The sequence below is a fragment of the Mesorhizobium sp. RSR380A genome (assembly GCF_054719385.1).
The window spans coordinates 377,791-403,594 of sequence record NZ_JBTTIB010000001.1; the positions used below are offsets into that span (position 1 = coordinate 377,791).

Below are 25,804 nucleotides of genomic sequence, written 5' to 3' on the forward strand. Positions count from 1 at the left end.
CTAGGCAGAAATGGTTTACGAACGGTTCACCATGTTTATTAACTGGCTTGCGGGTGGCATGGGCAGCGCCTATCAACCGTCAGGCAGCGGAGGAGAAAAACGATGCCCGGGCTTTATCTCGAAGAGTTCGTCGTCGGACATGTCTTTCGGCACACGCTGCGCAAGACCGTCACCGAAAGCGATAACATGCTGTTCTCGGTGATGACGCTGAACCCGCAGCCGCTGCACATCGACTTCGACTTCGCCGCCAAGAGCGAATGGGGCAGACCGCTGGTCAATTCGCTGTTCACGCTCGGCCTGATGATCGGCATTTCCGTCAATGACATCACCGTCGGCACCACAATTGCCAATCTCGGCATGAAGGAGACGGTGTTTCCGCACCCGGTCTTCCACGGCGACACCATCCGTGTCGAAACGACGGTGATCTCAGTCAGGGACTCGAAATCGAAGCCGGACCGCGGCATCGTCGAGTTCGAGCATCACGCCTACAATCAGAACGATGTGCTCGTTGCCAAATGCACGCGCCAGGCGATGATGATGAAAAAGGCGGCCTGATGCGCTCGCTGCTGTTTGTTCCCGGTGATTCCGAAAAGAAGCTGGACAAAGGCTTTGGCGCCGGCGCCGACGTGGTCATCGTCGATCTCGAGGATTCCGTGGCGCCACAAAACAAGGCGGCGGCACGCGACATCGCGGCACGCTTTATCGCCGGCAACAGGCAGCAGACAAGCTCCGCCATCTATGTCCGCGTCAACGATCTCTCGACCAGATTGACCGACGATGATCTGGCCGCGCTGGTTCCTGCAAAGCCCGACGGCATCATGCTGCCGAAGTCGAACAGCGGCCAGGATGTTCAGCAGCTGTCCGTAAAGCTCCGCGTGCATGAGGCCGAAAACGGATTGCCGGATGGCGCGATCAAGATCCTGCCGATCATCACCGAGACGGCTGCCAGTTTGCTGGCCGCCGCGACCTACGCCGGGGCAAGCGCCCGGCTTGCCGGCCTCACCTGGGGTGCCGAAGATCTGTCCGCGGCGATCGGTGCGCGGGCTGCGCGCGACGACAACGGCCGCTACACCGATGTCTTCCGCCATGCCCGCACCATGACCATCCTCGCCGCCGGCGCGGCCGAAGTCGCGGCGATCGACACGGTCTTCCCCGCCTTTCGCGACATGGCCGTCTTCGAAGCCGAATGCACGGAGGCCGAGCGTGACGGCTTTACCGGCAAGATGGCGATCCATCCGGCGCAAGTGCCGGTCATCAACGCCGCCTTCACACCGTCGGCGGAGGCAGTGCAACGCTCGCAGGCCATCGTCGCGGCCTTCGAGGCGGCCGGAAATCCTGGCGTGGTCGGCATTGACGGCAAGATGTATGACCGGCCGCATCTCAGGCTCGCCGAGCGGCTTCTGGCTCGCGCCAAGGCAGCCGGGGTTTAGTCCCGCGCCAGCACGATGACCCGGTCCTCCGGCAGGTAGGCCAGCGCTTGCGACTTCAACGGGTTGACGGTGACGCCGCCCAGAGCCCGCTCATCATTCTGCGCGGCGCGAACGCGCCGGTGCCCGATGGCGATCTCTCCGCGCAACCGCGCCGATTCCGCGATCGTCCAGAACGTCACCGGCTGGTCGATGGCGACATAGTCGCCGACCGGACGCATGTAGATTTCGGAGCCCTCCTCGTCGAGCAGGTCATCGAAGATCGCGGCGAGATGCTGGTTCTCCGATGCCTGCGCCAGCATCAGGCTGACCAGCCGGTTGCTGACGACGAAGTCATCGGCCTTGGTCACCGCCGCCAACTCGCGGTTGCGCACGTCGATCATTTCGCTGACGATCGAGATATGCGTGCCGGCATCGTCTGCGATTTTGCGCAAATGCAGCAGCGTCACCAGCGTGCGCGTATCGGCGGGCTGCGCTGCCATGGTCTCGCTGTAGCCGAGGACGAGCACGTGGTCGTAAGAAGGCACGTCCAGACTTGCCAGTGCTGTTCTGCTCGACGTGTCGGTGATGCGGCAGGAAACCGCCAGATTGTCGCCGACGACCGGCAGTCCGGCAACTTCCTGCTCGAGGCCAGGCGTATCGGCGGCGATGGTCAGGATTGACCCAGGTGCGACGTAGCGCGACAGTTCATAGGTTATGATCGGACCGCGCCGGTTCCAGCCAAGGATCAGCGTGCGCTCCGGCTTCGCCTCGATGGGCTGATGGCGAAGAATCGCCGCGGCATCGATCTTGGCTCCGGCGCTTCCCAGCTTGATGGCGGCATCGTCCTCGGCAATGATGATGGCGCGCATGTCCTTGCCGATTACCAGCTCCGACGGCGGGTTGAGATTGACGCGCCCCTGCTGGTCGCAGAGCCCGATCAGCGCGCAATGCTCATACGCCATCACTGCCTCGCCGAAGGTCTTGCCGGTGAGATCAGGCTGCTCGGTCGTGTAGATTTCGCAGCCGTCGAAATCGAGCAGCTCCGAATAGACGCCGCTGAGACCCGACTGCCGGCTCGAATGCACGACGATGCGCGAGATCAGCTGGTCGGCCAGGACAAGCTGTACCTCTGCCCCGCCGACGACGCGGGCGACCTCGGCGTTCTTTCCGTCGCGGATCTCGGCGGCGATGTTATAGGGCGCCGTGCGCCGGTTCGGGTCGTTGGCCAGCGCCAGCACCGTCTTGATCACCTGCGAATCCGGGTCGTCGCCGTCCGGCGACAGCACGATGATCGAGCGCGAGGTCTGCGGGTTGACGATGGCCAGATCGTAGAGGTCGGTCGGGTCGCCGCTGCGGCAGATGATGCGTGTATTGCCCAGTCTGCCGACTTTGGCGGCGATCTCGTCCTCCATCACCACCTTGTCCATATTGGCCATGACGACAATGCGCGGATGGCGGCGGCTGGCATTGGCAATGACGAGTTCGGAGATGACGTCGAAGATCGACGGCGACCAGTTGAGGATGATGGTGTGGTCGCTCTCCAGCACCCGCGAACGGCCCTTGCGCAATTCATCGAGCTTGCTGTCGACGCCGGCGCTGAGCACGCCGATGAGGGCCGACACGACGAAGATGCCGGCGAGCGTGACAAAGAGCATGACGAGACGAAAGGCCCAGCCGGTGTCGCCGCCCATCGTGCCGGAATCGAGCGTGCGCATCAGCGATTCCCAGAATGCTTCGAAGAAGTTCAACGGCTCGCCGCCCTCCGGCGCAATGCGGGTCACCGCAAGGAAAGCCGCGGCGGCAATGATGATCAGCAGCGAAGCAACTGCGAGCCAGCCGATCAGCGCGATCGGGCCGGCGGCCATGCTCTTGTCAAACCCGTAGCGCAGCCGGGTTCCCAGCGAGTCTCGTTTCTTCATGTCGCCGGCAACCCCCAATATTCCCCATGGTCGATGCGCCGACCCCAACGCATCGCCGAAGCCGCTGTCTTAGCCGGTGTTTAAATAAAGGGGAATCGCTTTCGGGTGTCAGTCGTTCCACGGCCCCGCATAATCGGCATAGAGCTTTGCCGGATCGGGCCGCGGCCGTTCCGGCGCCGGTCCCTGATAGGAGCCAATATGGATAAACCCGACAACACGTTCCTGTGGCGCCAGTCCCAGCAGCGCCCGGCCCTCCGCCACGTCGGAATACCAGTTGCTGATCATGTTGGTGCCATAGCCCAGCGCATTGGCTGCGATCATCAGGTTCATCGCCGCCATGCCGCCGGACAGGAACATTTCCCATTGCGGGATTTTTGGATTGTCCTTCGGAACCGACACCACGCCGATCACCAGCGGCGCGCGGGAAAACCGCGCCAGCTCCTGGTTGCGGCGGTTTTCCGGCAGCGGCCCTTCGCGCTGTTCGGCGAGCGCCGCCAGCTTCCTGCCGATCTCGAGTCGCGCCTCGCCGCGATAGAGGATGAAGCGCCACGGCTCCAGTCGGCCGTGATCGGGCACACGGCTTGCAGCCGCGATCATGGTCGCGATATCGCCATCGCTGGGCGCCGGTTCCTTCAATTCAGGAATCGGTGCGGAGTTTCGGGTCAGCAGGAAGTCGATGATCGGCGACGCCATGGGGCCAGGTCTCCTAAAGCACTCGATTTTGAGCTGAAGCGCGCCATTGCGGGTGGGGCGGCTCGTGCATTGGCGCGGACGCGCCGGACGAAAGAGCCGTTGCCGAGGCGGATCGGACTCTTAAGCCTTGAAATTGCCACCGCCTTGGGCTTCAACGCAAGGCATGTTTGAGGGGACATCGCGCCTTTTCCTGATTTGGCTCGCCGTAGCGCTGTTTGCGCCGGCCTCGATGGCCATGGCGCAGAATGCCGACGGCATCGGCAATCTGAAACTCCCCGATATTTCGAGCTATGCACCGCCCAAGGGCGAGACGCCGCTGGCACTAGGTGGCGGCGGCGCCATAACGCTGTCGGCCCAGTTGACCGACAAGGGCGCCGACATCACGCGCGGCATCGTCTGGCGCGTCTTCAAGCCCGAGGCCGCCGGCGACGGCAAGCTGCCGATGGTGGCTTCCGCGCATGGCGGCAGCGCCGTGTTCCAGCTCGAACCCGGCAGCTATCTGGTCCACGCCTCATACGGACGCGCCGGCGCCACCAAGCGCATCACCGTCGGCAAGGACGCCAGGCGCGAAAGCCTGGTGCTCGATGCCGGCGGCCTCAAGCTCGACGCGGTGCTGTCGGGCGGCGTGCGTATTCCGCCGAAAAAACTGCGCTTCTCCATTTATGAGGGCACCGCCGAGGCCAATGGCGACCGCGCTTTGATCATTCCCGATGTCGAGCCGAACAGCGTCGTGCGGCTCAACGCCGGCGTTTATCATGTCGTCTCCACCTATGGCGCGGTCAATGCCGTCATTCGCTCCGACATCCGCGTCGAAGCCGGCAAGCTGACCGAAGCCACCGTCGAGCATCGCGCGGCGGAGGAGACCATGAAGCTGGTGCGCGAGACCGGCGGCGAGGCCATCGCCGATACATCCTGGTCGCTGCTCAACGAATCCGGCGACCCGATCAAGGAGGCCGTCGGCGCCTTCGCCTCGATGGTCTTGGCCGAAGGCCAATACACCATCATCGCCAAGAACCGCGACCGCATCTACCAGAAGGATTTCACCGTCGTTGCCGGACAGAACCAGGAGATCGAGGTCCTGGCCACCGAGGCGTCGGCCATCGATCCCGAGGAAGGCGCCGACTGACCGGCGCGCCCATTGGCCTCGGTTTGGCCCTCAGTTGAAGTGGTAGTTCAGGGCTACGTCAGGCGGCCTTGCGCAGGCGGCGCTGCAGGAAGTGGACCCGGCCGCGCGGCGCGTCGGGCGCCAGATCGAAGACGCCGCGATGAAGACGCTCAAGCAGCGCCTTGCGATCGCGCAGCGATTCCAGCTCGGCCCAGCTCAACAGGTTGCCGACGCGCACGTCGATCGTCTTGCCGGACAGCCGCGCGAATTCGCGGATGAGCATTGAAAGGCGCAACGTCAGCGACGCCTTGCCGACGAATTTCGCCACCCTTCCTTCGCGCTCCGCCATGTTCATCGGGCCGCTGACCAGATGGAACAGCCGGCCGTTCTGCCCGGAAAAATGCATCGGCACCACCGACGCCTTGGCGTCCTGCACGAGGCGCGCCGGAAACATCTTCCACGGCAGGTCGCGCGCCCGGCCAAAGCCTTTCGGCGCGGTGGCGACGCCGCCGGCCGGAAATACGACGATGGTGACGCCCTCCCTGAGCAGCCGCACCGCCTCGTGGCGTACCGCCAAGTTGTTCTTCACCGCGTCCTTGGTCTCGGAAAAGTCGATCGGCAGCGAATACGGTTCCATCTCGCGGATCTTCAGCAGATCCTTGTGGATCATGACGCGGAACGGACGCCCGAGCTGCTCGACGAGCGACAGCACGGCAATGCCGTCGCCAATGCCGAACGGGTGGTTGGCTACGATCACCAGCGGCGTGTCCGGCAGCCCCGCCGGCGGCCACCGATCGGTGCTGCGCACCTCGACGTCGATCAGCTCCAGCATGCGGCTGAACACGCGCTCGCCGGTCGGCGCCACCTGGCGGCGCCAGAAATCATAGAGCGCGGCATACCGGTCGCGCCCCGACAGACCTTCAATGGAATGGATGAACCAGCGCGTCAGCGCCGGCTGGCTCGCATTGGCGTAGGAGAGTTCGGGAAACGGCCTTTCCCGTATCTTCAGCTTGAGCATGGGGGCTCGTTACAAGGTTGGCGTGACAGGCATGTGAAAATGGCGGTGGATCGCTCCACCGCCATTTCTCCGAAATATTGATTGCTCAGGCCGCGCTGCGCCTTCGGTCGGGCGAAACAGCCTCGTCGGAAAGCAGCTTCAGCGCGTCGGCCAGCTTGAGCGATTCCTGATCGCGCGAGCCGAGCCGGCGGATGTTGACCGTCTCCTCTTCCGCCTCGCGCTTGCCGCATACGAGGATCACAGGAACCTTGGCCAGCGAATGCTCACGCACCTTGTAGTTGATCTTCTCGTTGCGCAGATCCGGTTCGGCCAAAAGTCCTGCCGCCTTCAACTGTGCGACGACCTTTCGCGCATAGTCGTCAGCATCCGAGGTGATCGTCGCCACAACCACCTGCAGCGGCGCGAACCACAGCGGGAAATGACCGGAATAATGCTCGATCAGGATGCCGAGAAAGCGTTCCATCGAACCGCAGATGGCGCGATGCACCATCACCGGCTGCTTCTTTTCCGAATCCGAACCTATGTAGAAGGCGCCAAAGCGTTCCGGCAGATTGAAGTCGACCTGCGTGGTGCCGCACTGCCATTCGCGGCCGATGGCGTCCTTCAGCACATATTCGAATTTCGGCCCATAGAAAGCGCCCTCGCCCGGATTGATCGAGGTCTTGATGCGGTTTCCCGAGCGCGTCCTGATTGTATCCAGCACGTTGCCCATGATCGCCTCGGCATGATCCCAGGCCTCGTCGGTGCCGACGCGCTTATCCGGCCGCGTCGACAGCTTCACGCTGACATCGTCGAAGCCGAAATCGGCGTAGGTCGACAGGATCAGATCGTTGATGCGCAGGCACTCCGCGGCCAGCTGCTCCTCGGTGCAGAAGATGTGCGCATCGTCCTGCGTGAAGCCGCGCACGCGCATCAGCCCGTGCAAGGCGCCGGACGGTTCGTAACGATGCACATTGCCGAATTCCGCAAGCTTTACGGGCAGATCGCGATAGGATTTCAACCCATGCTTGAATATCTGCACGTGGCCCGGACAATTCATCGGCTTCAGCGCGAACACGCGGTCGTCGTCGGTGTCGTCGCCGGCCACCGTCACCTTGAACATGGCATCGCGATACCAGCCCCAGTGGCCAGACGTCTCCCACAGGCTCTTGTCGAGAACCTGCGGTGCGTTGACCTCCTGGTAGCCCTGCTCGTCGAGGCGGCGGCGCATGTAGTTGACCAGATTCTGGAACATCTTCCAGCCCTTGGCGTGCCAGAAGACGACGCCCGGCCCCTCTTCCTGGAAATGGAACAGGTCCATCTCGCGGCCGAGTTTGCGGTGGTCGCGCTTCTCTGCCTCTTCCAGCATCGTCTGGTAGGCATCGAGTTCAGCTTGCTCGGCCCAGGCCGTGCCGTAGATGCGGGTCAGCATGGGGTTGTTCGAATCGCCACGCCAATAGGCGCCGGCCACCTTCATCAGCTTGAAGGCGTTGCCGATCTGCCCGGTGGAGGCCATGTGTGGGCCGCGGCAGAGGTCGAACCAGTCACCCTGGGAATAGATCTTGAGATCCTGGTCTTCGGGAATGGCGTCGATCAGCTCGAGCTTGTAGCGCTCGCCCTTCTCGGCAAAGACCTTTTTCGCCTTGTCGCGCGACCAGACTTCCTTGGTGAACGGCTTGTTACGCGCAATGATCTCGCGCATCTTCTTTTCGATCACCGGGAAATCGTCAGGCGTGAACGGCTCGTTGCGGGCGAAGTCGTAATAGAATCCGTTCTCGATCACCGGCCCGATGGTCACTTGCGTTCCCGGCCACAGTTCCTGCACGGCCTCCGCCAGCACGTGTGCTGCATCATGACGGATGAGTTCCAGCGCGCGCGGATCGCTGCGGGTGATGATCTCGACCTTGCCGGACTTGCCAAGCGGGTCGGAAAGATCGCGAACGGTGCCGTCGATGGCATAGGCGACAGCCTTCTTGGCCAGCGACTTCGAGATCGATTCGGCGAGGCCCGCACCGGTCATCGCCGCGTCATAGTCGCGGACGGAGCCATCGGGAAATGTCAGGGAAACGGAATTCAGCATCGGGTATCTCCTATCCAGTCCCGCAAACGAGCGCGGGTGGTCGTGGTGTGAAGCCGGAGGCATCCGGCAGCGGGCGGGTTTTAGAGGCCACGCGGCATCAGGTAAAGAGCCGTCGTTGGCGCAGGTGTCAGGAAATGGCGCGACAGATGTCGCAGGCCAGTCGCACAGGCTTGCGAATTTCCCCGACACGAGGTTGGAATCCCCGGCATGGAAGACGCAAAATCCAGCCGAACCGCCTTGGGCGTCGCGCGCATGCGGGCCCTCCACCAGTTCTCGCAGCAGGCGGCGCTGTTTCGCGACCCATATGCGAGTGCGATACTGGGCGATGCCGCACCGACGGTGCAGGAGCTCGAGCAGGAAGGTGAGCGCAGCCGGCGCATGCGCCTGTTCGTGGCAGCGCGCGCCCGCCTCGCCGAGGACTGGCTGGCTGCGGCGGTGCGCCGGGGCGTCCAGCAAGTGGTGGTGCTCGGCGCCGGCCTCGACACTTTCTCGCTGCGCAATCCGTACCCTGATGTCGCGGTGTTCGAAGTCGATCACCCGGCGACACAGGCCTGGAAACGGAAATGCATCGCCGATGCTGGTCTTGCCGAACCGCGGGCCACCATGTTCGTGCCGGTCAACTTCGAGCGCCAGCGCCCCGCGGATGGCCTGGCATCGGCCGGTTTGCGGCAGACCGAGCCCAGTTTCTTCATCTGGCTGGGTGTCGTTCCGTATCTGAGCCAGGACGCAATCTTCAGCACCCTGTCCTGGATTGCCGGCATGCCAGGTTCGGAGGTCGTCTTCGACTACAGCGAGCCGGCCGAGAACCGCGATGCGGCTGGACAGGCTGCCCTCTCTTTCCATGCGGCGCGCGTCGCCGCTGCCGGAGAGCCCTGGATCAGCTTCTTCGTGCCCGCGGCACTGGCGCAATCGCTGCGCGAGCTCGGCTTCGATGAGATCGAAGATCTGGAAAGCAGCGACATCGCCGCCCGCTTCTCCAGGACGCCAAAGGCGGAGACAAGGAATTCCGGCGGCCACATCCTTCGTGCCCGCCGGAGCACTTGAAGCTAAAGCAAGTTCACTTCACCAGTTGCGGCAACTCCCTCAGTAACGCCGCGCGTGTCGCCGGGCCTTTCGGCATGTCGATCGGCTTGGTGTCGACGACCAGCCGGGCGAAGACGATCCGGCGGCCGCCCTTTTCGGCCCAGCCGACGAACCAGCCCAGCGCGCGCTTGTCCTTGCTGTTTCCCAGCCTGGTGCTGCCGGTTTTGCCCCGCACCGTCCAGCCGCCGGCCTGGAAAGTCGGCAGGATGGCTCGGGTCATCTCATGCGCCTTGGCAGAAACCGGCATCTTGCCGGCGAGCAGCTGGCGCAGGAAGGCTGTCTGTTCGACCGGCGATATCTCAAGCGAGGAATTTATCCAGGATTGCGTGAGCCCGTTGTCCTTGTCGGCATCGCCCGAGACATCCATGTTGCCGTAGCCGAATTTCGAGACGTAGAGGGCAAAGCTTTTTGCGCCGAGCCGGCGCACGATCTCGCGCGAATACCATACGATCGAGTCGCGCTCCCAGATCGTCGGGTCGACGGCCTTGTGGTCGCGCTTCACGGCGTTGAACTCAGGCTTGTAGTCCCAGCTCGGTGTATGCGCGTCGCTGAGGACACCGCTGTCGTAGCCGATCAGCGCCAGCGGCACCTTGAAGGTCGACGCCGGGCTGACGCGTTGGTCGCAGACGCCGCTTTGATAGAGCGTCTCGCCGCTCGCCGCGTCCTGGATAAGCGTGCAGGCGAAATCGCCAAGCGGCGCCGATTGCGCCCGCATCGGAAATCCCAGAAACCAGGCCAGCAGGAAGAGGACCGCGGCAATGATGAAGGGATGGGTTTCGATCCGACGCATGTGGGCTCTCCTGGGAATGAACAGGAGGCGCTTAGCGAAGTGTCTTGGCTCGATTTTGACTCAAATGCGCAGTCTTTGTGCAGGCCGTTGTTAACCCTACCGGATCGTAAAGAAATGCCGCCCTGGCGATCTATATCAGGGACCCAGCGCGTCCGCCGTCAGGCCTCGCCGCGCTTCCTGCCGATCTGCCAATAACGCCATGGCGTGAACCAGACGTAGCTCGGAGCGAGCACCTCCGGCACGCGGTCGACACCATGCGTTCCGAACGGCCCGCAGCGCAGCACGCGAAAAAGCCCCATCCAGCCGCCGGCCCACAGGCCATGGCGGGCGATTGCCTCATGCGCGTATTCGGAACAGGTCGGCAGATGCCGGCAGGAATTGCCGACAAAGCCGGACAGCGTCAGCTGGTACAAGCGCACCAGCGACGTGCCGAAAATGCGGCCGGGTGTTTTGCGCCAGGGACCGGGCCAGTTGCGCCCGCGCCGGGTCTGTCCGGCGGCATGCACATGCCGATGCTTGTCGCCCACCGCAGTCTCTTTCCGAACGCGACCCCGAAACCGGCTTCCGGGTCAGCTTGCGTTTCCAAACCGATAGATGTGAGCTTCGGCCGGCAAACGCAATCCTCTTCACTCGCCTCTTTGTCGGCTTCAGGGTCGCGAGCGGCGAAAGGGATGCCGCTCCGCTGGAGCCGCCCAGCGGGTGGCCGGCCTTTGCTCGGTGCGGTGCACATGATGCTGCCTGTCGCCATGCCACTGAAATGTCGCGATCCGCATCACATCGCAAAAGATTTCCAGTAACTGGATCATGGCCGCATCTCCTTTGAGACGGATTAGACGCCCGCTGGCCTTCGCCTTCAAACGAGTATAATTTCCGGTTCAGATAACTTCGGGTTATGCGAAATGAAGCGCGGACGGCTGCCCCTGACGGCATTGCGAAGTTTCGAGGCAGCCGGCCGGCAATTGAGCTTTAGCCGGGCCGCCGAGGAGCTGTTCGTCTCCCAGGCCGCCATCAGCCGGCAGATCCGCGAACTCGAGCAGTTCCTGCGCCAGCCCTTGTTCCACCGTCATCACCGTCGCGTCGAGCTGAGCGAAGCCGGCCAGCGCCTGCTCGATCAGTTGGTCAGGAGTTTCGATGACATCGACAGGCTGGTTTCGGACCTGGTGGCTGCCCCGGCGCAGTCGGTGGTCCGCGTCAGTGTCGAGCCGTCGCTGGCCTCGGTATGGCTGTTGCCGCGGCTCAACCGCTTCAGCCAGTTGCGGCCCGATATCGACGTTTCCCTCGAAGTCGACCCAAGGCCGATCGAGTTCCGCAGCGATCAGCCCGAACTCGCCTTGCGCTTCAGCGCGCGCGCCACCTCATGGCCGCGCAGCGAGGCCGAATGGCTCGCCTCGACCGTCGATTCACCGGTCCTGTCGCCGGCATTGCTGGCATCGGGCCCTGCCCTCGAAAAGCCGCTCGACCTTGCCCGCTACACGCTGTTGCACGAGGAGAATCGTCAAGGCTGGGCGCGCTGGTTCGAGGCAGCCGGCGTGGCAGCCGACACCATTCCGGCGCGCGGCCCTATGCTGGCGGATGTGTCGCTGTCGAAGCAGGCGGCCCTGCTCGGCCACGGCGTGGCGCTGGGCGACCTCTTGCAGATCGGCGAAGAGATTGCATCCGGCGCGCTGATCAAGCCGTTCGACATCGACGTCGCATCGGGCGCCTACTGGCTGGTGGCCAGGAGTTTGAAGGACCTGCCGGAGCCGGCTAAGGCGTTTGCAGACTGGGTGAGAAGCGAATTCGCCGAAAGCAGACGGGCGCAGCAAACCAAGGCATGAGCCCGGTTACGTGAGAAGCTCCTCGACGTGTTCAGCGCCCAATTTTGACAATTCACCGGCTGTTGGAGGAGCCGTCATGTACCAACATCACCGCTTGTTCGGCGCGTTTCTTCTCGATCTGACCGATGGCATCGACGACCGCATCGAAGGTCAGCATGGTCGAGGCATGGCGCGCCTTGTAGTCGCGCACCGGCTCCAGATATCTCAGATCGGCAAAGCGGCCTTGCGGCGGCGCGCCGTTTTCCTTGAGCATCTTCAGCATGGTGTCGCGCACCGCCCGCAATTCGTCGGCGCTGGCGCCGATGACATGTTGAGCCATGATCGAGGACGAGGCCTGGCCGAGGGCGCAGGCCTTCACGTCATGCGAGAAATCGGTGACGACGCCATTGTCCATCTTGAGGTCGATGGTCACCGTCGAGCCGCACAATTTGGAATGGGCCTTGGCCGTCGCATCCGGATGATCGAGCCGGCCTATGCGGGCGATGTTTCCGGCAAAACCCAGAATTTTCGCATTGTAGACGTCGTCAATCATATTTTTCCAATCCGTCGCCGCCAAGCGAACAGCGATTGCCGCTGTGGCGTCTTTCATTCGCTGCGCACGACCATATATAATGCTGGCAGTCGGGTATCGACAAGGCAACGCAAAGCCGCCGTCCTTGCCCGTTTCGTTCACGCCGCTTGCGGGCTGGAAACAGGGCGAGTTTTCAGCACCCGAAAGGTCGTGGTCCGTTCAACTCGTTCCTTCTGAGAGAGGAACTACGGGAGACGCCTTTATGGATGCCGTCATCAAGAAAATCATGCCCCCTTCCGACTATCTGGACAAGCCGGTCACCGACAGGCCGAGCGAAGCCGAGGTCGAGGCCGCCGTGCGCACGCTGTTGCGCTGGACCGGCGACAATCCGGACCGCGAGGGCCTGATCGACACGCCCAAGCGCGTCACCAAGGCCTTTCTCGAAATGTTCAACGGCTATGACATGTGCCCGGCCGAAGAACTCGGCCGCACCTTCGAGGAAGTCGCCGGCTATGACGATCTCGTCATCGTCAGGGACATCCAGTTCCACTCGCATTGCGAGCACCACATGGTGCCGATCATCGGCAAGGCGCATGTCGGCTACCTCCCGGACGGCAAGGTCGTCGGCCTGTCCAAGATTGCCCGTGTGGTCGATATCTTCGCCCATCGCCTGCAGACGCAGGAGGCCATGACTGCACAGATCGCCGGCGTCATCCAGGACGTGCTCAATCCGCGCGGTGTCGCAGTCATGATCGAGGCCGAGCATATGTGCATGGCCATGCGCGGCATCCGCAAGCAGGGCTCCACCACGCTGACCTCGACCTTCACCGGCGTATTCAAGGACACGCCCGAGGAACAGGTCCGTTTCGTCACCATGGTGCGCGGCCTCGGGGCGTAAGCCGCTCGCCGCCATCGCTAGATCAAGGACCGGCGATGTCGGCACTAACATTTCCCAAGGCTCCATCGGACAAGAAGGCTCTCGAAGAAGGCGCGGTGTTTTCCCCGCGCTTCGATGCTGCCGGGCTGGTCACCGTCGTCGTCACCGACGCCGCTGACGGTATGCTGCTGATGGTCGCGCATATGAATGCCGAGGCGCTGGCGCTGACGCTCGAAACCGGCATCGCGCACTACTGGTCGCGCTCGCGCAACGCGCTGTGGAAGAAGGGCGAAACATCAGGCAATTTTCAGACCGTCGTCGAGGTGCTCACGGATTGTGACCAGGACGCCATATGGTTGCGCGTCAAAGTGTTGGGCCACGACGCAACTTGTCACACCGGCCGGCGTTCATGTTTTTATCGGACGGTGGGGCTAATCGGCGGCAAGGCAACGCTTGCCGACGATGGCAGCACGCCGCTGTTCGATGCGGAAAAAACGTATCGGAAGCCCGCGTGAACCATTCAACAGTCGCAAACCACTCATATTCACTATTCTCAAACGTCCTTCCTGTAGAACGGACGCGGGACAAGGGAGATCATGATGCTCGAGTGGGCGTCATTGCGTAGCAGACCGGACGTGCGGGAGGCCAATGGCCCCTCATCGTCCGGCGGCGTGCCTGACCCGCAACCCGCGGGCAAGACAGGCATTTCGCTCGCGCTGGGCGGCGGCTGCGCACGCGGCTGGGCGCACATTGGCGTGCTGCGCGCGCTCGACGAAGCCGGCATCGAAGTCTCGATGATCGCCGGCACCTCGATCGGCGCGCTGGTTGGCGGCTGCTATCTCGCCGGCAAGCTGGACGAACTCGAGGAGTTCGCCCGCAGCCTGACCAAGCGGCGCATCTTCGGCCTGCTCGATCTCAATCTGCGCGGCAGCGGCCTGTTCGGCGGCATGAAACTGGACGTCAGGCTGCGCGAGCACATGGCAGGCATCCGCTTCGAGGATCTGACAAAACCCTTCGTCGCCGTTGGCGCCGAAATTCGCACCGGCCATGAGATCTGGCTGTCCAGCGGTTCCCTGATCACCGCGATGCGCGCTTCCTATGCGCTGCCCGGCGTGTTCGAACCGGTGAATTGCAACGGCCGCATCCTGGTCGACGGCGCGCTGGTCAACCCGGTTCCGGTTTCGGTCTGCCGCGCCTACGAGCAGCCGCTGGTCGTCGCGGTCAACCTTCACTACGATCTGTTCGGCCGCGCCGCCGTCATCAAGCACAGCGCCGGGGAACTGCTCATCGAGAAGGACGCGCCCCGTCCAGGCCAGGCCGACCCGAACCACCAGCCGCACCAGAGCCGTCTCGGCATCACCGGCGTCATGGTCGAAGCCTTCAACATCATCCAGGACCGGATTTCACGCGCAAGGCTGGCGGGCGATCCGCCCGACATGTCGCTGCAACCGAAACTCAGCCATATCGGCTTGACCGAATTCCACCGCGCGGATGAGGCGATCAGCGTCGGTTACCAGGCGACGATCGCGCAGATCAGCGAGTTGAAGCGGCTGCAGACGGTTCTGGCTTAAACCAATTCGGCAATGTCAGGCTTTGGCCGCATCGGTGATGCGGAACTGCACCGTACGGTTGCCGTTCCAATAATTCCCCGACAGCGAGCCGGCGACATGGATCGTGTTGCCCCTGTTCTTGAACAGGAATTCGCCCAGCGCGGTATCGACGGATCGAAAGGCGATGCCCTGGATGCGGCCGCCGCTTTCCGACTGCAGATCAGCCCGGATGTGGTTGGTGCCGACGGCCCGCGCGTCGGCCAGCCGATGGCGCGGCAGCGCGAACACCGGCGCGACATGGCCGGCGCCGAAAGGCCCGGCCTTTTCCAGTGCATCGAGCAAAGCAATCGTCGCGCCCTCGGCGGCGAGCGCGCCGTCGACGGCCAGACTTTCTTCGTCCTGCAGCCGGAACACTTCGGCCGCCGCGCGCTCCTCAAAGAAAGCACGGAGTTCGCCGAGCTTGGCGCGTTCCACCGTGATGCCGGCGGCCATGCCGTGGCCGCCGCCCTTGACGATCAGCCCGGCATCGGCGGCTGCGCGCACCAGCCGTCCGAGATCGAAGCCCGACACCGAACGGCCAGAGCCGGTGCCGATGCCATTGGCGTTGAAGGCGATGGCGAAGGCCGGCCGCCGCGCATGGTCCTTCAGCCGCGAGGCGATCAAGCCGACAATGCCAGGATGCCAATTGGTGCTGGCGGTGACGATGATGGCCGGCCCGTTGCCGCCGGCAAGTTCGGCGTCAGCCTCGGCGCGCGCCGCTGCCAGCATCTCCAGCTCCATCTGCTGGCGTTCCTGGTTGAGCCGGTCGAGTGTCTCGGCAATGGTCCCGGCCTCAACCGGATCGTCGGTGGCGAGCAGCCGGCTGCCAAGTGCTGCATCGCCGATGCGGCCGCCGGCATTGATGCGCGGCCCAATCAGATAGGCGAGATGAAAGGTGCTTATCGGCTCACCGATGCGGGACACCCGCGCCAGTGCGGCGAGCCCCTCATTCTTCTGCTGCCGCGCCATCTGTAGTCCCTTGACGACGAAAGCGCGGTTCACGCCGATGAGCGGCACCACATCGCAAACCGTGGCCAGCGCCGCCAAGTCGAGCAACGACAACAGGTCCGGTGGCGCTGCGTCGGGCAATCGGCTGCGCAGGACCCTCGCCGTCTGCACCAGAGTAAGGAAGACGACACCGGCGGCGCACAGATGGCCTTGCCCGGATAGGTCGTCCTCGCGATTGGGATTGACGACTGCGGTCGCCTCCGGCAGCGGGCCGCCGACCTGATGGTGGTCGAGCACCACCACATCGGCGCCTGCGGCCTTGGCGGCATCAATGGAGACAGCGCTGTTGGTGCCGCAATCGACGGTGACGATCAGCGTCGCGCCGCGCGAGACCAGTTCGCGCATAGCCTCCGGATTGGGGCCGTAGCCCTCGAAGATGCGGTCGGGAATGTAGATCTCCGAAGGCACCGAGAAATGCGTCAGGAAGCGCTTGAGCAACGCCGAAGAGGCGGCGCCGTCGACATCGTAGTCGCCGAAGATTGCCACCTTCTCCTTGGCCATGACCGCTTCGGCGATGCGGGTCGCAGCCTTGCCCATGTCGGTCAGCGAAGCCGGATCCGGCAACAGATTGCGAATCGTCGGATCGAGGAAGCGCTCGGCCTGGTCGGCGGTGACGCCGCGCCCGGCGAGCACGCGAGCCACAATGTCGGGCACGCCGTGGCCCTGCGCTATGGCAAGCGCGGTCATGTCCTGCCGCTCGCTCAACCGGTGTTCCCAGGAAACACCGGTCGCCGACTGCCTGATATCGAGGAAGAGGCGTTTGTCGCCCGTCATAGGAGGCGTAATCTATAGATTGTCATTTCCGGCAATATGCGACGGCTAAACAGGAAAGTCTCAAAACTTTTCCACATCCTGGTGACGCGCCTTGATCTCGCGGCTCACGCCTCCGCCAGAGCCCGATGATGATTGGTGGGTTCGACCTGAAATCTCAATCCGGCTCCAAATCAAAGAGATAGAGCATTATGGCGTCTGAACCACTTTTCAGCAGGAATATCAAATCGGTTAAGGAGAAAAATGACTTGGCCTAACCAGCGCGCTCAATGCGGATAACCTGCGGCTTGTCTGTGAGGTGGCCGTCCTTGGTGATGCCGTCGACAGCCTTGCGCACCGCTGCTTCCGTCGTCTCGTGGGTGACCAGGATCACCGTCTTTTGCGCGTCCGTCTCGCCGCTGACGGCATGCTGGACGATCGATTCCAGCGAAATGTCGTTGTCCGCCATGCGCTTGGCGATCGCGGCGAAGACGCCGATGCGGTCGTGCACGGTCAGCCGGATGAAATAGCCGCCGGCATGGCTGCGCATCTGCGCCTTCTTGTAGGGGCGCAGTTCCTTGGCCGGCAGGCCGAACACCGGACCGTGCTGGAAGCCCGGCCGGCTCTTTGCGATGTCGGCGATATCGCCGACCACGGCGGACGCGGTGGCGTTGCCGCCGGCGCCCGGGCCGGAGAGCAGCAGTTCGCCCAAAATGTCGGTTTCGATGGCCACCGCATTGGTAACGCCATGCACCTGTGCGATCACCGACGCGGTCGGCACCATGGTCGGGTGCACGCGCTGCTCGATGCCGCTGTCGGTGCGCTGCGCGACACCGAGCAGTTTTATCCGGTAGCCGAGATCGGCGGCAGCGCGGATATCGGCCTGGCTGATATTGGAAATGCCTTCCATGTAGATGTCGTTGGCGGCGATCTTGGTGCCGAAGGCCAGGCTGGTCAGGATCGACAATTTATGCGCCGTGTCATGGCCCTCGATATCGAAAGTCGGATCGGCTTCGGCGTAGCCCAGCCGTTGCGCGTCCTTCAGGCACTCGTCGAAGGAGATGCCCTCGGCCTCCATGCGGGTCAGGATGTAGTTGCAGGTGCCGTTGAGGATGCCGAAAACGCGAGTGACCGAATTGCCGGCCATCGCCTCGCGCATCGTCTTGATGACCGGGATGCCGCCGGCAACTGCCGCCTCGTAGTTGAGCAGCACGCCCTTCTTCTCGGCGATTTCGGCAAGCGCCACGCCGTGCTTGGCCAACAGCGCCTTGTTGGCGGTGACGACATGACGTCCGGCTTCAAGTGCTGCCTTGACCGACGCGCGCGCTGCCCCTTCGTCGCCGCCGATCAGTTCGACGAAGACGTCGATATCGGCGGCCTGCGCCATCTTGATCGGATCGTCGAACCATTTGGCGGCGCTGAGGTCGACGCCACGGTCGCGCTTGGGATCGCGCGCGGAAACGGTCGTGACGATGACATCGCGTCCGCACTGGCGCGTCAGCTCCGCTGCCTTGTCGCGCAGCACGCGCGCCACCGAGGCGCCAACCGTACCCAGACCCGCAATTCCAACACGCAACGCTTCAGCCATGCCCGGCGACGCCCCTCAAAAAATCTACTCGAATAAGATGTGCGGCGACTTTAGCGATGCGCGGCGAGCGGCACCACATTGTTCGGCTGCTTGGCGCTGGACGCCAGGAAGCGCTTGATGTTGCGCGCCGCCTGCCGGATCCGGTGCTCGTTCTCGACCAGCGCGATGCGGACATGATCGTCGCCATGCTCGCCAAAGCCGATGCCCGGCGCCACCGCCACGTCGGCGTGCTCGATCAGGAGCTTGGAAAACTCAAGCGAGCCGAGATGCTTGAACGGCTCCGGGATCGGCGCCCAGGCGAACATCGAGGCAGCCGGTGCCGGAATGGTCCAGCCGGCGCGGCTGAAGGCGTCGACCATGACGTCGCGGCGCTTCAAATAGACCTCGCGCACTTCGGCGATGTCGGCGCCGTCGCCATTCAGCGCATGCGCCGCCGCAACCTGGATCGGCGTGAAGGCGCCGTAGTCGAGATAGGACTTCACCCGCGTCAACGCCGAGATCAGCCGCTCATTGCCGACGGCAAAGCCCATGCGCCAGCCGGGCATGGAGAAGGTCTTCGACATCGAGGTGAACTCGACGCAGACATCGATGGCGCCCGGCACTTGCAGCACCGAAGGCGGCGGATTGCCGTCGAAATAGATCTCCGAATAGGCAAGGTCCGACAGGATGATGATGTCGTTCTTCTTGGCGAAGGCGACCACGTCCTTGTAGAAATCGAGCGAGGCGACCAGCGCCGTCGGGTTCGACGGATAGTTGAGGATCAATGCCAGTGGCTTCGGGATCGAATGACGGACACCGCGCTCGAGCGCCGGGATGAAGCCGTCATCCGGCTCGACCTGCAGCGAACGGATGACGCCGCCCGACATGATGAAGCCGAAAGCATGGATCGGATAGGTCGGGTTGGGGCACAGGATCACGTCGCCCGGCGCGGTGATCGCCTGCGCCATATTGGCGAAGCCTTCCTTCGAACCGAGCGTCGCCACCACCTGCGTGTCGGGATTGAGCTTCACGCCGAAACGGCGCTGATAATAGGCGGCCTGGGCGCGGCGCAGACCTGGGATGCCGCGCGAGGAGGAATAGCGATGCGTGCGCGGATCGCGCACCACTTCGCACAATTTGTCGACGATCGCCTTCGGCGTGGGCAGGTCCGGGTTGCCCATGCCAAGGTCGATAATGTCGGCGCCGCGCGAACGGGCGCTGGCCTTCAGCCGGTTGACCTGCTCGAACACGTAGGGCGGAAGCCGGCGGACCTTGTGAAATTCTTCCATGTCAGTTCCAGACGATTTAAGATTGGCTTTAGCACAGTTGGCTTGGCTAGGCGCCTTTGGCAAAGACCGCTTTCGGCGCGCGATATAGCCTTATTTGCAGGTAGGGTCGAGGGCGGGATCGCATTTGGCTTCGATCTGCTTCAGCGTGTCCTTGCCATGGTTCTTCGCCAGCGAATTCAGCGCCGCCGGGCTGGTGGACGGGGCACCGCCGCCGCCCTTGGCCACTTGCCCCTGCTGTTCGCCCTTCAACTGGGCAAGCTTGGCCTGCGTCTCCTCAGGGGTGAGTTGCTTTGCCGCCACCTGCGGTGGGATGTTGAGATTGGGATAAGAGCCGGTGTCCTGCGCGCCCTGGGTCAGGCCGACATTCATCCCGTTGCCGGTGTTGGCGCTCGTGCAGCCACTTGCCGCCAGCAGCCCTGGCGCCAGACATGCGATTGCAACCGCGATGCGGCAAAAGCGGCCTGCCCCCGAAAAAATGGTCTCGCCGGTGTTAATCGTCATATTGTTTTCCTGGCAGCCGGGGTACAGCGCATTGGACCCGGTCAGATGTCCCATGATAATATGTCAAGAAAACGCCTCGGGAGGAACCCCGCGAGCCATGTCCAAAACACCTGATTCGAGCAAAGCGGAAGATGATCAATCTTCGACCGTCGAGCAATATCTGGTGAAAGACCCGGAACGCTTCGCGTTGAACATGGCGCGTATGGTCGAACAGGCCGGCAAAGCCGCCTCCGCCTGGGCCGAGCCGCGCGAAAAGGGCGAGGTGCGCGATCATGTCGCCGAACCCGTGGTCGACATGGTAAAAACCTTTTCCAAGCTCAGCGAATATTGGCTGGCCGACCCGCAACGCGCGCTGGAAGCGCAGACGCGACTGTTCGCCGGCTACATGACGGTCTGGGGCAACGCCATCCAGAAGGTTAGCCCGAATGCCGAGGCGCCCGAAGATGCGGTCAAGCCCGAGCGCGGCGACAAGCGTTTTCAAGACCCCGAATGGGGTCGCAACGCTTTCTTCGATTTCCTCAAACAGGCCTATCTCGTCACCTCGCGCTGGGCGGCCGACCTGGTCGAGCACGCCGAAGGCCTCGACGACCACACCCGCCACAAGGCGAGCTTCTACGTCAAGCAGGTGTCCAATGCCATCTCGCCGTCGAACTTCATCCTGACCAATCCGGAGCTGTTTCGAGAAACCATCGCCTCGAATGGCGAAAACCTGGTGCGCGGCATGAAGATGCTGGCCGAAGACATCGCCGCCGGCAAGGGCGACCTGAAGCTGAGACAAGCTGACTATTCGCCCTTCGAGATCGGCAAGAACGTCGCGACATCTCCCGGCAAGGTGGTCGGCCGCAGCGATGTCGCCGAAATCATCCAGTACGATCCGACGACGGAGACGGTGCTCAAGCGCCCGCTGCTGATCTGCCCGCCCTGGATCAACAAGTTCTACATCCTCGATCTCAACCCGCAAAAGTCCTTCATCCGCTGGGCGATCGAGCAAGGCCATACCGTTTTCGTCATCTCCTGGATCAATCCCGACGAGCGGCACGGCGCCAAGGGCTGGGAAGCTTACATACGGGAAGGCCTGCAATACGGCCTCGAAATGATCGAGAAGGCGACCGGCGAGAAAGAGGTCAACGCCATCGGCTATTGCGTCGGCGGCACGCTGCTGGCGGCCGCACTCGCACTGCTGGCACAGGAAGGCGACAACCGCATCAAATCGGCGACCTTCTTCACCACGCAGGTCGACTTCACCCATGCCGGCGACCTGAAAGTCTTCGTCGATGAGGACCAGGTGGCAGCGGTCGAGAAATCGATGAACGAAAAGGGCTACCTCGACGGCACCAAGATGGCGACCGCCTTCAACATGCTGCGCTCGGGCGACCTGATCTGGCCTCATGTCATCAACAATTACATGCGCGGCAAGGATCCCCTGCCCTTCGACCTGCTCTACTGGAACGCCGATTCCACCCGCATGGCGGCTGCAAACCACTCCTTCTACCTGCGCAACTGTTATCTCGAGAACAATCTGACTCGTGGCGTGATGGAACTCGCCGGCCGCACTGTGTCGCTGGCCGACGTCACCATCCCGGTTTACAACCTGGCGTCGAAGGAAGATCACATCGCGCCGGCCCTTTCGGTGTTTCTCGGCTCGCAATATTTCGGCGGCGACGTCGAGTTTGTGATGGCTGGTTCCGGCCACATTGCCGGTGTGGTCAACCCGCCGGCAGCCAAGAAATACCAGTACTGGACCGGCGGCAAACCGACAGGCGATTTTGGCCAGTGGCTCGCCTCGGCGGTGGAGCATCCCGGCTCCTGGTGGACGCACTGGCAGCACTGGATCGAAACCCAGGACGACACCCTCGTTCCGGCCCGCAAACCGGGCAAGCATATGAAAACCCTGGGTGATGCCCCCGGCACCTATGTGAAGGTGCGCGTGTAACGGCCGGCACCTTTTGCAGGTGCCTGTGTGTAACGGAATGTAATGTCTGGTGAGTTGACTGGCCGGCAAAACGGGGCGAAATGGTGTCGTCAACCTTCAAGAAGCCTCAATTGGCCTCCAACGAGCAAATAATTCAGAGGCTTGCAGAATTGACACAAGTCTCGTTTCCGGTTTGGGAACACAAGGTTATTGGATGTGAACGTTTCGACGCCGCACCAATAGCAGGCCGACCGGACACCGAGGGGGAATTTAGTTTTGAAATCAGTAGGATCGCGTCTCGCGGGGAGAGAAGGTCGCACTATAGCGGCAGCGCTTTTCTCCGTGCTTCTGGCGTCCTGCACCTCCGCCAGCGACCCCACAATGTCCGTCGGCATGCCTGGCTACAACGCGACCGCTTCTGACATCGCCGCGGCTTCCGGCGCCAGCCCTGCGGCGCCGGGCGATTCGACCGTGCAGGTCACATCCACCGGGCCGCAGATGATGATGACGGCAGCGGGCGATGCGACACTGCCCGAGCAGGTCGCCTATGTGCCGGTGGCCAAGCCCGGCACCGGCTTCCCGGTCAATGTTCCCGCCGGCTCCGAAACCATTGTCGGCCAGACGCCGCAGTCGCTGCAGCAGTCAGCACAGACCGCGGCCGCAACGGACGCCGTGGCGCAGAAGATCGCCGCCGCCGATGCCGGCGTGATCGCACCGAAACCGACTGCCGCGGCACCCGCGCCCGGCGAGGTCTACGTGACCGCCGCGCCCCAGCAGATCGACACGCCGAAGAAGGGCTTCCTGGCCTCACTGTTCAGCACCACGCCAACCTCGGCGGCACCTGCTCCGCTGGTCAACTCGCGCTCGGGCGAACAGCCTGCGGTTGCTGCCCAGAAGGCCGCCCCGGCAAAGCCGATCATCACGTTGGCCTCAGCCAGTTCGGCCGACAAGCCCTTGCAGCTTGCCTCGCTTGGCAACGAGAGCAACCACATCACCGGCAGCGATGCCTTGCCCGGCGTGCGCCAGACGGCGTTGTTCGAGATCAAGCGCAAATCCGGCCTCGACGACGAAAGCGACGTCGATCTGAACGAGGACGAGGGTTCGGGCGGCGCCTATCAGGTGGCTTCCGCCGCCGGCCTCGCCCGGCTGGCGCCCAACGGCCTGTTGAAGCAAAACGAGAGCGTCGACGTCGCCTGCCTGAAGCCGTCGCTGGTGCGTGTGCTGAAGACCATCGAAGGCCATTACGGCCGCAAGATGATGGTCACATCAGGCTACCGCGACCCGGCACGCAACCGGCGCGCCAACGGCGCCAAGAATTCGCTGCACATGTATTGCGCCGCCGCCGACATCCAGGTTCCCGGCGTCTCCAAATGGGAACTGGCGAGCTACATCCGAACCATGCCCGGCCGCGGCGGCGTCGGCACCTACTGCCATACCGAATCCGTTCACGTCGACGTCGGCCCCGAGCGCGACTGGAACTGGCGCTGCCGCCGGCGGGGGTAGCATCCCCATTCGGCAAACGGGCCGAGGGGCTGTTAGCAGCCCGCCGTTTTTTCCGATTAGCTATCAGCGACGTTCGAGATTAGCCGAGGCACCCGCGACTTCGTCATCCTATGGCGAAGCAAGGACCGCAGCGACGCAGCGCAGACGCGAGGATGACGACTGCGCAGCGCATTCGTCCAAAGATGTGCAACGACGCGAGGCCAGAAAACCTGCGCTTGCTCACCAAACTGGCCGTTTTCGCCCCTCTTGAAAAAAGTTTCCGCATCTGGCGGCTGATGGGTTGCCGGTTGGCAACAACGCAATTATAAGCCGCTTCGTCTGAGCGCGCCCATCGTCTAGCGGTTAGGACACCGCCCTTTCACGGCGGTAACAGGGGTTCGATTCCCCTTGGGCGTACCAGATCTTTCAGGAAAACAATAAGCCTCGCGGCAGCCGCCGAACTAGCAGCGGCTGGAACGGTGGCGCGGCGAATCGGTTGAAACGGCGAACAGCGGCTGCCGTGCCGAGGTTTCCCTCGGCGCCTGCTCGCGGCAATCTCCGGCCACTCACCCCTGGTCGTGCGCTACCTGCGGCCAGCGCTGTAACGCCGCGTGACCACCCTCGGTCAGCGCGTAGACGCCGCGCTCGGCCCTGGCGAACCAGCCATAGACATTGTCCGATAGGATGCTGGGCGCGCGCGGCGAAATCGCTTTCAGATCGCGCGGGCGTTTCGGCCCGTCGGTCATGGCTGCGGCGCAGGCCAGCGCATCCTGCCGGTAGACGGTCATGATCGGGGCGCGCGAACCACCGCCGACCACCGGATCGCCGCGCCGGCGACGGTGTTCCTCCATCAGTCGGGAGCGCCGCTTCGGATCGCGACGCGGCGGCAGAGCCGCCGGGCTGAGCAGCACTTCGACCTCCCCCTTGCCGCTGACAGCCAGAAGCCCGAAGCCGAGCCGCCGGCACAGCGCGCGAAAACGGCGGTCGTGCTCGCGGCCTTTGCCACGCGCCGACATGCGCGCGGCCAGCCACACTTCGTCGCATGCCGCGGCGCGATCGACACCTTGCAGCACCAGTTCGAGGTTGAACTGCAATTTCAGTTCGCAGATGACCAGCACAGGCGGCTCGCCGTCGCGCACCGCCACGATATCGCAGTGCCCGACTTCGCCCTTGACCGTGAATTCCAGGCTCTCGAGAAACCGCTTCACCGGGATGTAGAGAGACGTTTCCTGCATCGCGCAGGCATAGCCGATTCGGATCGGGTCGGCACAGGGATCGCCGAGAGGCCGACGCCTTGCGCTAAACCGCGTCGATCCCACCATCTGCAAAAGCCATCCGTCAGGCAGGTCTCCGGCATGATAGTCCCGCCATAGCGCTCGACGATTTCCTTGGCGATGACCGACGTCGCCAGGGCCGAGCGCGACCAGTATTTCATCGCCTGTCTCGCGTTCAACAAGGCGCTCGCCGTGGCTGGGACGGCACGATCGACAGCGCAAGGCCCGAGATTCGTCGACGCCAAGACCGGTCCACGGTTGGCCACACAATGACGAGCGCGTGTGTGCTCTGTATGAGGCTAGGGGCGGGTGCGCGTCCGGCGCTGCCCCGGTGCGGCATCGTCCGCCTTGAAATGCATCTCGTCCTGGACCGCGGCAAAAAACCGGCGGACATCGTTGGCCGCCGAAGCCGCATCGCAGCCGGCCGCGACCGCCTTGTCGAGGAGTTCGCGCGCCGTGGCCTTCCAGAACGACGTGGCCGTGTCGCCGTGCAGTCTGCCCAGCCTTGCGGCGACCTCGCGCACCAGCACGGTCTGCCGATCTAGCGGGAAGGTACGCACATTGGCTGAAGACATGTTCTGCACCATGAAACCGACGCAACGAATCAGACGCTGCTCTATGGCTCATGCCTAGCTGTGAAGTCGGAAACGGAACCTTAACGCCGCGGAGTCCGCGCCGATTGGAACGAGTCGGTTGGCCGGCCTCCAGGCCAAGCAGAACTCTAGACCCTCAGGCCCCTCGCCTCGCCGGCGCGCTTGGCCGTAACCATCATATCCCTGGCCAGCAGGCCACTGACCCGGCAAAACGCCATGAAGGCGCGCCAGGCGTCCTCAGTCCTGACCACATCCACCGTGGCCCCGAAGCAGGCATTGAACGCCGCTTCATAGACCTTGCCCTGTCGCTTCCTTGGCCAGTCATGCAGGATATCCAGCGCCTGTTCGACGCTGTATATTTCCTCTACCGGCAGCCCGGGCGCGGGCGCGATGCGCACCGGCACCTCGAATTGCAATCTGTCCATTCTATATCTCCCGAACTGGCGTCGACCACAGCAACGCCGTTCGTCGTCAAAAGTTGCTTTGGCTGCTTTTGCGCGAAAATGTGTCGTCAGTGCGATCTCGGCATTCGGAGGAGATCGCGCACCTGGATGTCAT

At 63.3% G+C, this 25,804-nt stretch carries 25 protein-coding genes and 1 tRNA gene; 12 read left to right on the plus strand and 14 right to left on the minus strand.

Annotated elements, in window-relative coordinates; all coding sequences use genetic code 11:
- Positions 1–42 precede the first annotated feature (42 nt).
- Positions 43–555, plus strand: a complete 513-nt coding sequence (locus ACYG9Z_RS01940) for a MaoC family dehydratase (protein ID WP_460222903.1) — start codon at positions 43–45, stop codon at positions 553–555.
- Positions 555–1,430 (plus strand): HpcH/HpaI aldolase/citrate lyase family protein, encoded by an 876-nt coding sequence (locus tag ACYG9Z_RS01945; protein ID WP_023751531.1) that lies wholly within the window; start codon positions 555–557, stop codon positions 1,428–1,430. The genes ACYG9Z_RS01940 and ACYG9Z_RS01945 overlap by 1 nt, the downstream gene beginning before the upstream one ends.
- On the opposite strand, the gene ACYG9Z_RS01950 is transcribed toward ACYG9Z_RS01945, so the two are convergent.
- Positions 1,427–3,328 (minus strand): CASTOR/POLLUX-related putative ion channel, encoded by a 1,902-nt coding sequence (locus ACYG9Z_RS01950; protein WP_023751532.1) that lies wholly within the window; start codon positions 3,326–3,328, stop codon positions 1,427–1,429. The two genes, ACYG9Z_RS01945 and ACYG9Z_RS01950, sit on opposite strands and share 4 nt — an antisense overlap.
- A gap of 108 nt (positions 3,329–3,436) precedes the next feature.
- Complete coding sequence (locus tag ACYG9Z_RS01955) at positions 3,437–4,021, minus strand: nitroreductase family protein (RefSeq protein WP_023695449.1); 585 nt, start codon at positions 4,019–4,021, stop codon at positions 3,437–3,439.
- A 163-nt stretch (positions 4,022–4,184) separates the two neighbouring features.
- Here ACYG9Z_RS01955 and ACYG9Z_RS01960 point away from each other — a divergent pair, with 163 nt between their 5' ends.
- Positions 4,185–5,147, plus strand: coding sequence for a hypothetical protein (locus tag ACYG9Z_RS01960; RefSeq protein ID WP_023695450.1), 963 nt, complete (start codon positions 4,185–4,187; stop codon positions 5,145–5,147).
- Between the two features lie 58 nt (positions 5,148–5,205).
- Here the strand turns inward: ACYG9Z_RS01960 and ACYG9Z_RS01965 are convergent, their stop codons facing one another.
- Both ACYG9Z_RS01965 and thrS read right to left on the minus strand, forming a co-directional pair.
- A complete protein-coding gene (locus ACYG9Z_RS01965) occupies positions 5,206–6,144 on the minus strand; it encodes a lysophospholipid acyltransferase family protein (RefSeq protein ID WP_023695451.1) in 939 nt (312 codons plus the stop codon).
- Between the two features lie 85 nt (positions 6,145–6,229).
- Entirely contained in the window at positions 6,230–8,203 is a 1,974-nt protein-coding gene (gene thrS, locus ACYG9Z_RS01970) for a threonine--tRNA ligase (protein ID WP_023667614.1), read from the minus strand.
- Between the two features lie 207 nt (positions 8,204–8,410).
- On the opposite strand from thrS, the gene ACYG9Z_RS01975 reads away from it, so the two are divergent.
- Positions 8,411–9,247 carry an SAM-dependent methyltransferase gene (locus ACYG9Z_RS01975; protein ID WP_023695453.1) on the plus strand — a complete coding sequence of 279 codons (837 nt, stop codon included), beginning with the start codon at positions 8,411–8,413 and terminating at the stop codon, positions 9,245–9,247.
- A gap of 13 nt (positions 9,248–9,260) precedes the next feature.
- On the opposite strand, the gene blaOXA is transcribed toward ACYG9Z_RS01975, so the two are convergent.
- Together blaOXA and yidD are read right to left on the minus strand one after the other, a co-directional pair.
- Complete coding sequence (gene blaOXA / locus ACYG9Z_RS01980) at positions 9,261–10,076, minus strand: class D beta-lactamase (RefSeq protein ID WP_023695454.1); 816 nt, start codon at positions 10,074–10,076, stop codon at positions 9,261–9,263.
- A 158-nt stretch (positions 10,077–10,234) separates the two neighbouring features.
- Complete coding sequence (gene yidD / locus ACYG9Z_RS01985; RefSeq protein WP_023751533.1) at positions 10,235–10,603, minus strand: membrane protein insertion efficiency factor YidD; 369 nt, start codon at positions 10,601–10,603, stop codon at positions 10,235–10,237.
- A 372-nt stretch (positions 10,604–10,975) separates the two neighbouring features.
- On the opposite strand from yidD, the gene ACYG9Z_RS01990 reads away from it, so the two are divergent.
- Entirely contained in the window at positions 10,976–11,893 is a 918-nt protein-coding gene (locus ACYG9Z_RS01990; RefSeq protein ID WP_023751534.1) for a LysR substrate-binding domain-containing protein, read from the plus strand.
- Between the two features lie 52 nt (positions 11,894–11,945).
- Here ACYG9Z_RS01990 and ACYG9Z_RS01995 read toward each other — a convergent pair whose 3' ends face one another.
- Positions 11,946–12,425, minus strand: a complete 480-nt coding sequence (locus tag ACYG9Z_RS01995; RefSeq protein ID WP_023751535.1) for an iron-sulfur cluster assembly scaffold protein — start codon at positions 12,423–12,425, stop codon at positions 11,946–11,948.
- Between the two features lie 241 nt (positions 12,426–12,666).
- Here ACYG9Z_RS01995 and folE point away from each other — a divergent pair, with 241 nt between their 5' ends.
- The 3 genes from folE (at position 12,667) to ACYG9Z_RS02010 (ending at position 14,852) form a co-directional block, all read left to right on the plus strand.
- On the plus strand, positions 12,667–13,302 hold the full coding sequence (gene folE, locus ACYG9Z_RS02000; RefSeq protein WP_023667622.1) for a GTP cyclohydrolase I FolE: 636 nt from the start codon (positions 12,667–12,669) through the stop codon (positions 13,300–13,302).
- Positions 13,303–13,337: 35 nt separating this feature from the next.
- Positions 13,338–13,796: a phosphoribosyl-AMP cyclohydrolase gene (hisI, locus tag ACYG9Z_RS02005; RefSeq protein WP_023681612.1), complete on the plus strand. Its 459-nt coding sequence runs from the start codon at positions 13,338–13,340 to the stop codon at positions 13,794–13,796.
- An 84-nt stretch (positions 13,797–13,880) separates the two neighbouring features.
- The gene (locus tag ACYG9Z_RS02010; RefSeq protein WP_023681613.1) at positions 13,881–14,852 is read left to right on the plus strand and encodes a patatin family protein; all 972 of its coding nucleotides are present in this window, start codon (positions 13,881–13,883) and stop codon (positions 14,850–14,852) included.
- 15 nt (positions 14,853–14,867) lie between these two features.
- Here the strand turns inward: ACYG9Z_RS02010 and recJ are convergent, their stop codons facing one another.
- The 4 genes from recJ to ACYG9Z_RS02030 form a co-directional block, all read right to left on the minus strand.
- The gene (gene recJ / locus ACYG9Z_RS02015) at positions 14,868–16,652 is read right to left on the minus strand and encodes a single-stranded-DNA-specific exonuclease RecJ (protein ID WP_023714253.1); all 1,785 of its coding nucleotides are present in this window, start codon (positions 16,650–16,652) and stop codon (positions 14,868–14,870) included.
- A 250-nt stretch (positions 16,653–16,902) separates the two neighbouring features.
- Complete coding sequence (locus ACYG9Z_RS02020) at positions 16,903–18,216, minus strand: homoserine dehydrogenase (RefSeq protein WP_023681614.1); 1,314 nt, start codon at positions 18,214–18,216, stop codon at positions 16,903–16,905.
- Between the two features lie 50 nt (positions 18,217–18,266).
- Positions 18,267–19,484, minus strand: a complete 1,218-nt coding sequence (locus ACYG9Z_RS02025; protein WP_023681615.1) for an LL-diaminopimelate aminotransferase — start codon at positions 19,482–19,484, stop codon at positions 18,267–18,269.
- A 90-nt stretch (positions 19,485–19,574) separates the two neighbouring features.
- Complete coding sequence (locus tag ACYG9Z_RS02030; RefSeq protein WP_023667627.1) at positions 19,575–19,985, minus strand: hypothetical protein; 411 nt, start codon at positions 19,983–19,985, stop codon at positions 19,575–19,577.
- Positions 19,986–20,082: 97 nt separating this feature from the next.
- On the opposite strand from ACYG9Z_RS02030, the gene phaC reads away from it, so the two are divergent.
- The 3 genes from phaC to ACYG9Z_RS02045 all read left to right on the plus strand — a co-directional run bounded on the left by phaC (position 20,083) and on the right by ACYG9Z_RS02045 (position 23,799).
- Positions 20,083–21,918: a class I poly(R)-hydroxyalkanoic acid synthase gene (phaC, locus tag ACYG9Z_RS02035; RefSeq protein ID WP_023751537.1), complete on the plus strand. Its 1,836-nt coding sequence runs from the start codon at positions 20,083–20,085 to the stop codon at positions 21,916–21,918.
- A gap of 360 nt (positions 21,919–22,278) precedes the next feature.
- Positions 22,279–23,400 (plus strand): YcbK family protein, encoded by a 1,122-nt coding sequence (locus ACYG9Z_RS02040; protein WP_023681618.1) that lies wholly within the window; start codon positions 22,279–22,281, stop codon positions 23,398–23,400.
- Positions 23,401–23,724: 324 nt separating this feature from the next.
- Positions 23,725–23,799 (plus strand) — tRNA-Glu (locus tag ACYG9Z_RS02045).
- A gap of 146 nt (positions 23,800–23,945) precedes the next feature.
- Here ACYG9Z_RS02045 and ACYG9Z_RS02050 read toward each other — a convergent pair.
- On the minus strand, positions 23,946–24,614 hold the full coding sequence (locus tag ACYG9Z_RS02050) for a DUF2161 domain-containing phosphodiesterase (protein WP_023751538.1): 669 nt from the start codon (positions 24,612–24,614) through the stop codon (positions 23,946–23,948).
- A 159-nt stretch (positions 24,615–24,773) separates the two neighbouring features.
- On the opposite strand from ACYG9Z_RS02050, the gene ACYG9Z_RS02055 reads away from it, so the two are divergent.
- Positions 24,774–24,926 carry a hypothetical protein gene (locus tag ACYG9Z_RS02055; protein ID WP_023681620.1) on the plus strand — a complete coding sequence of 51 codons (153 nt, stop codon included), beginning with the start codon at positions 24,774–24,776 and terminating at the stop codon, positions 24,924–24,926.
- A 26-nt stretch (positions 24,927–24,952) separates the two neighbouring features.
- Here the strand turns inward: ACYG9Z_RS02055 and ACYG9Z_RS02060 are convergent, their stop codons facing one another.
- Both ACYG9Z_RS02060 and ACYG9Z_RS02065 read right to left on the minus strand, forming a co-directional pair.
- On the minus strand, positions 24,953–25,228 hold the full coding sequence (locus tag ACYG9Z_RS02060; protein ID WP_023681621.1) for a DUF6074 family protein: 276 nt from the start codon (positions 25,226–25,228) through the stop codon (positions 24,953–24,955).
- A gap of 146 nt (positions 25,229–25,374) precedes the next feature.
- Positions 25,375–25,671 (minus strand): DUF982 domain-containing protein, encoded by a 297-nt coding sequence (locus ACYG9Z_RS02065; protein WP_023681622.1) that lies wholly within the window; start codon positions 25,669–25,671, stop codon positions 25,375–25,377.
- Between the last annotated feature and the right edge of the window lie 133 nt (positions 25,672–25,804).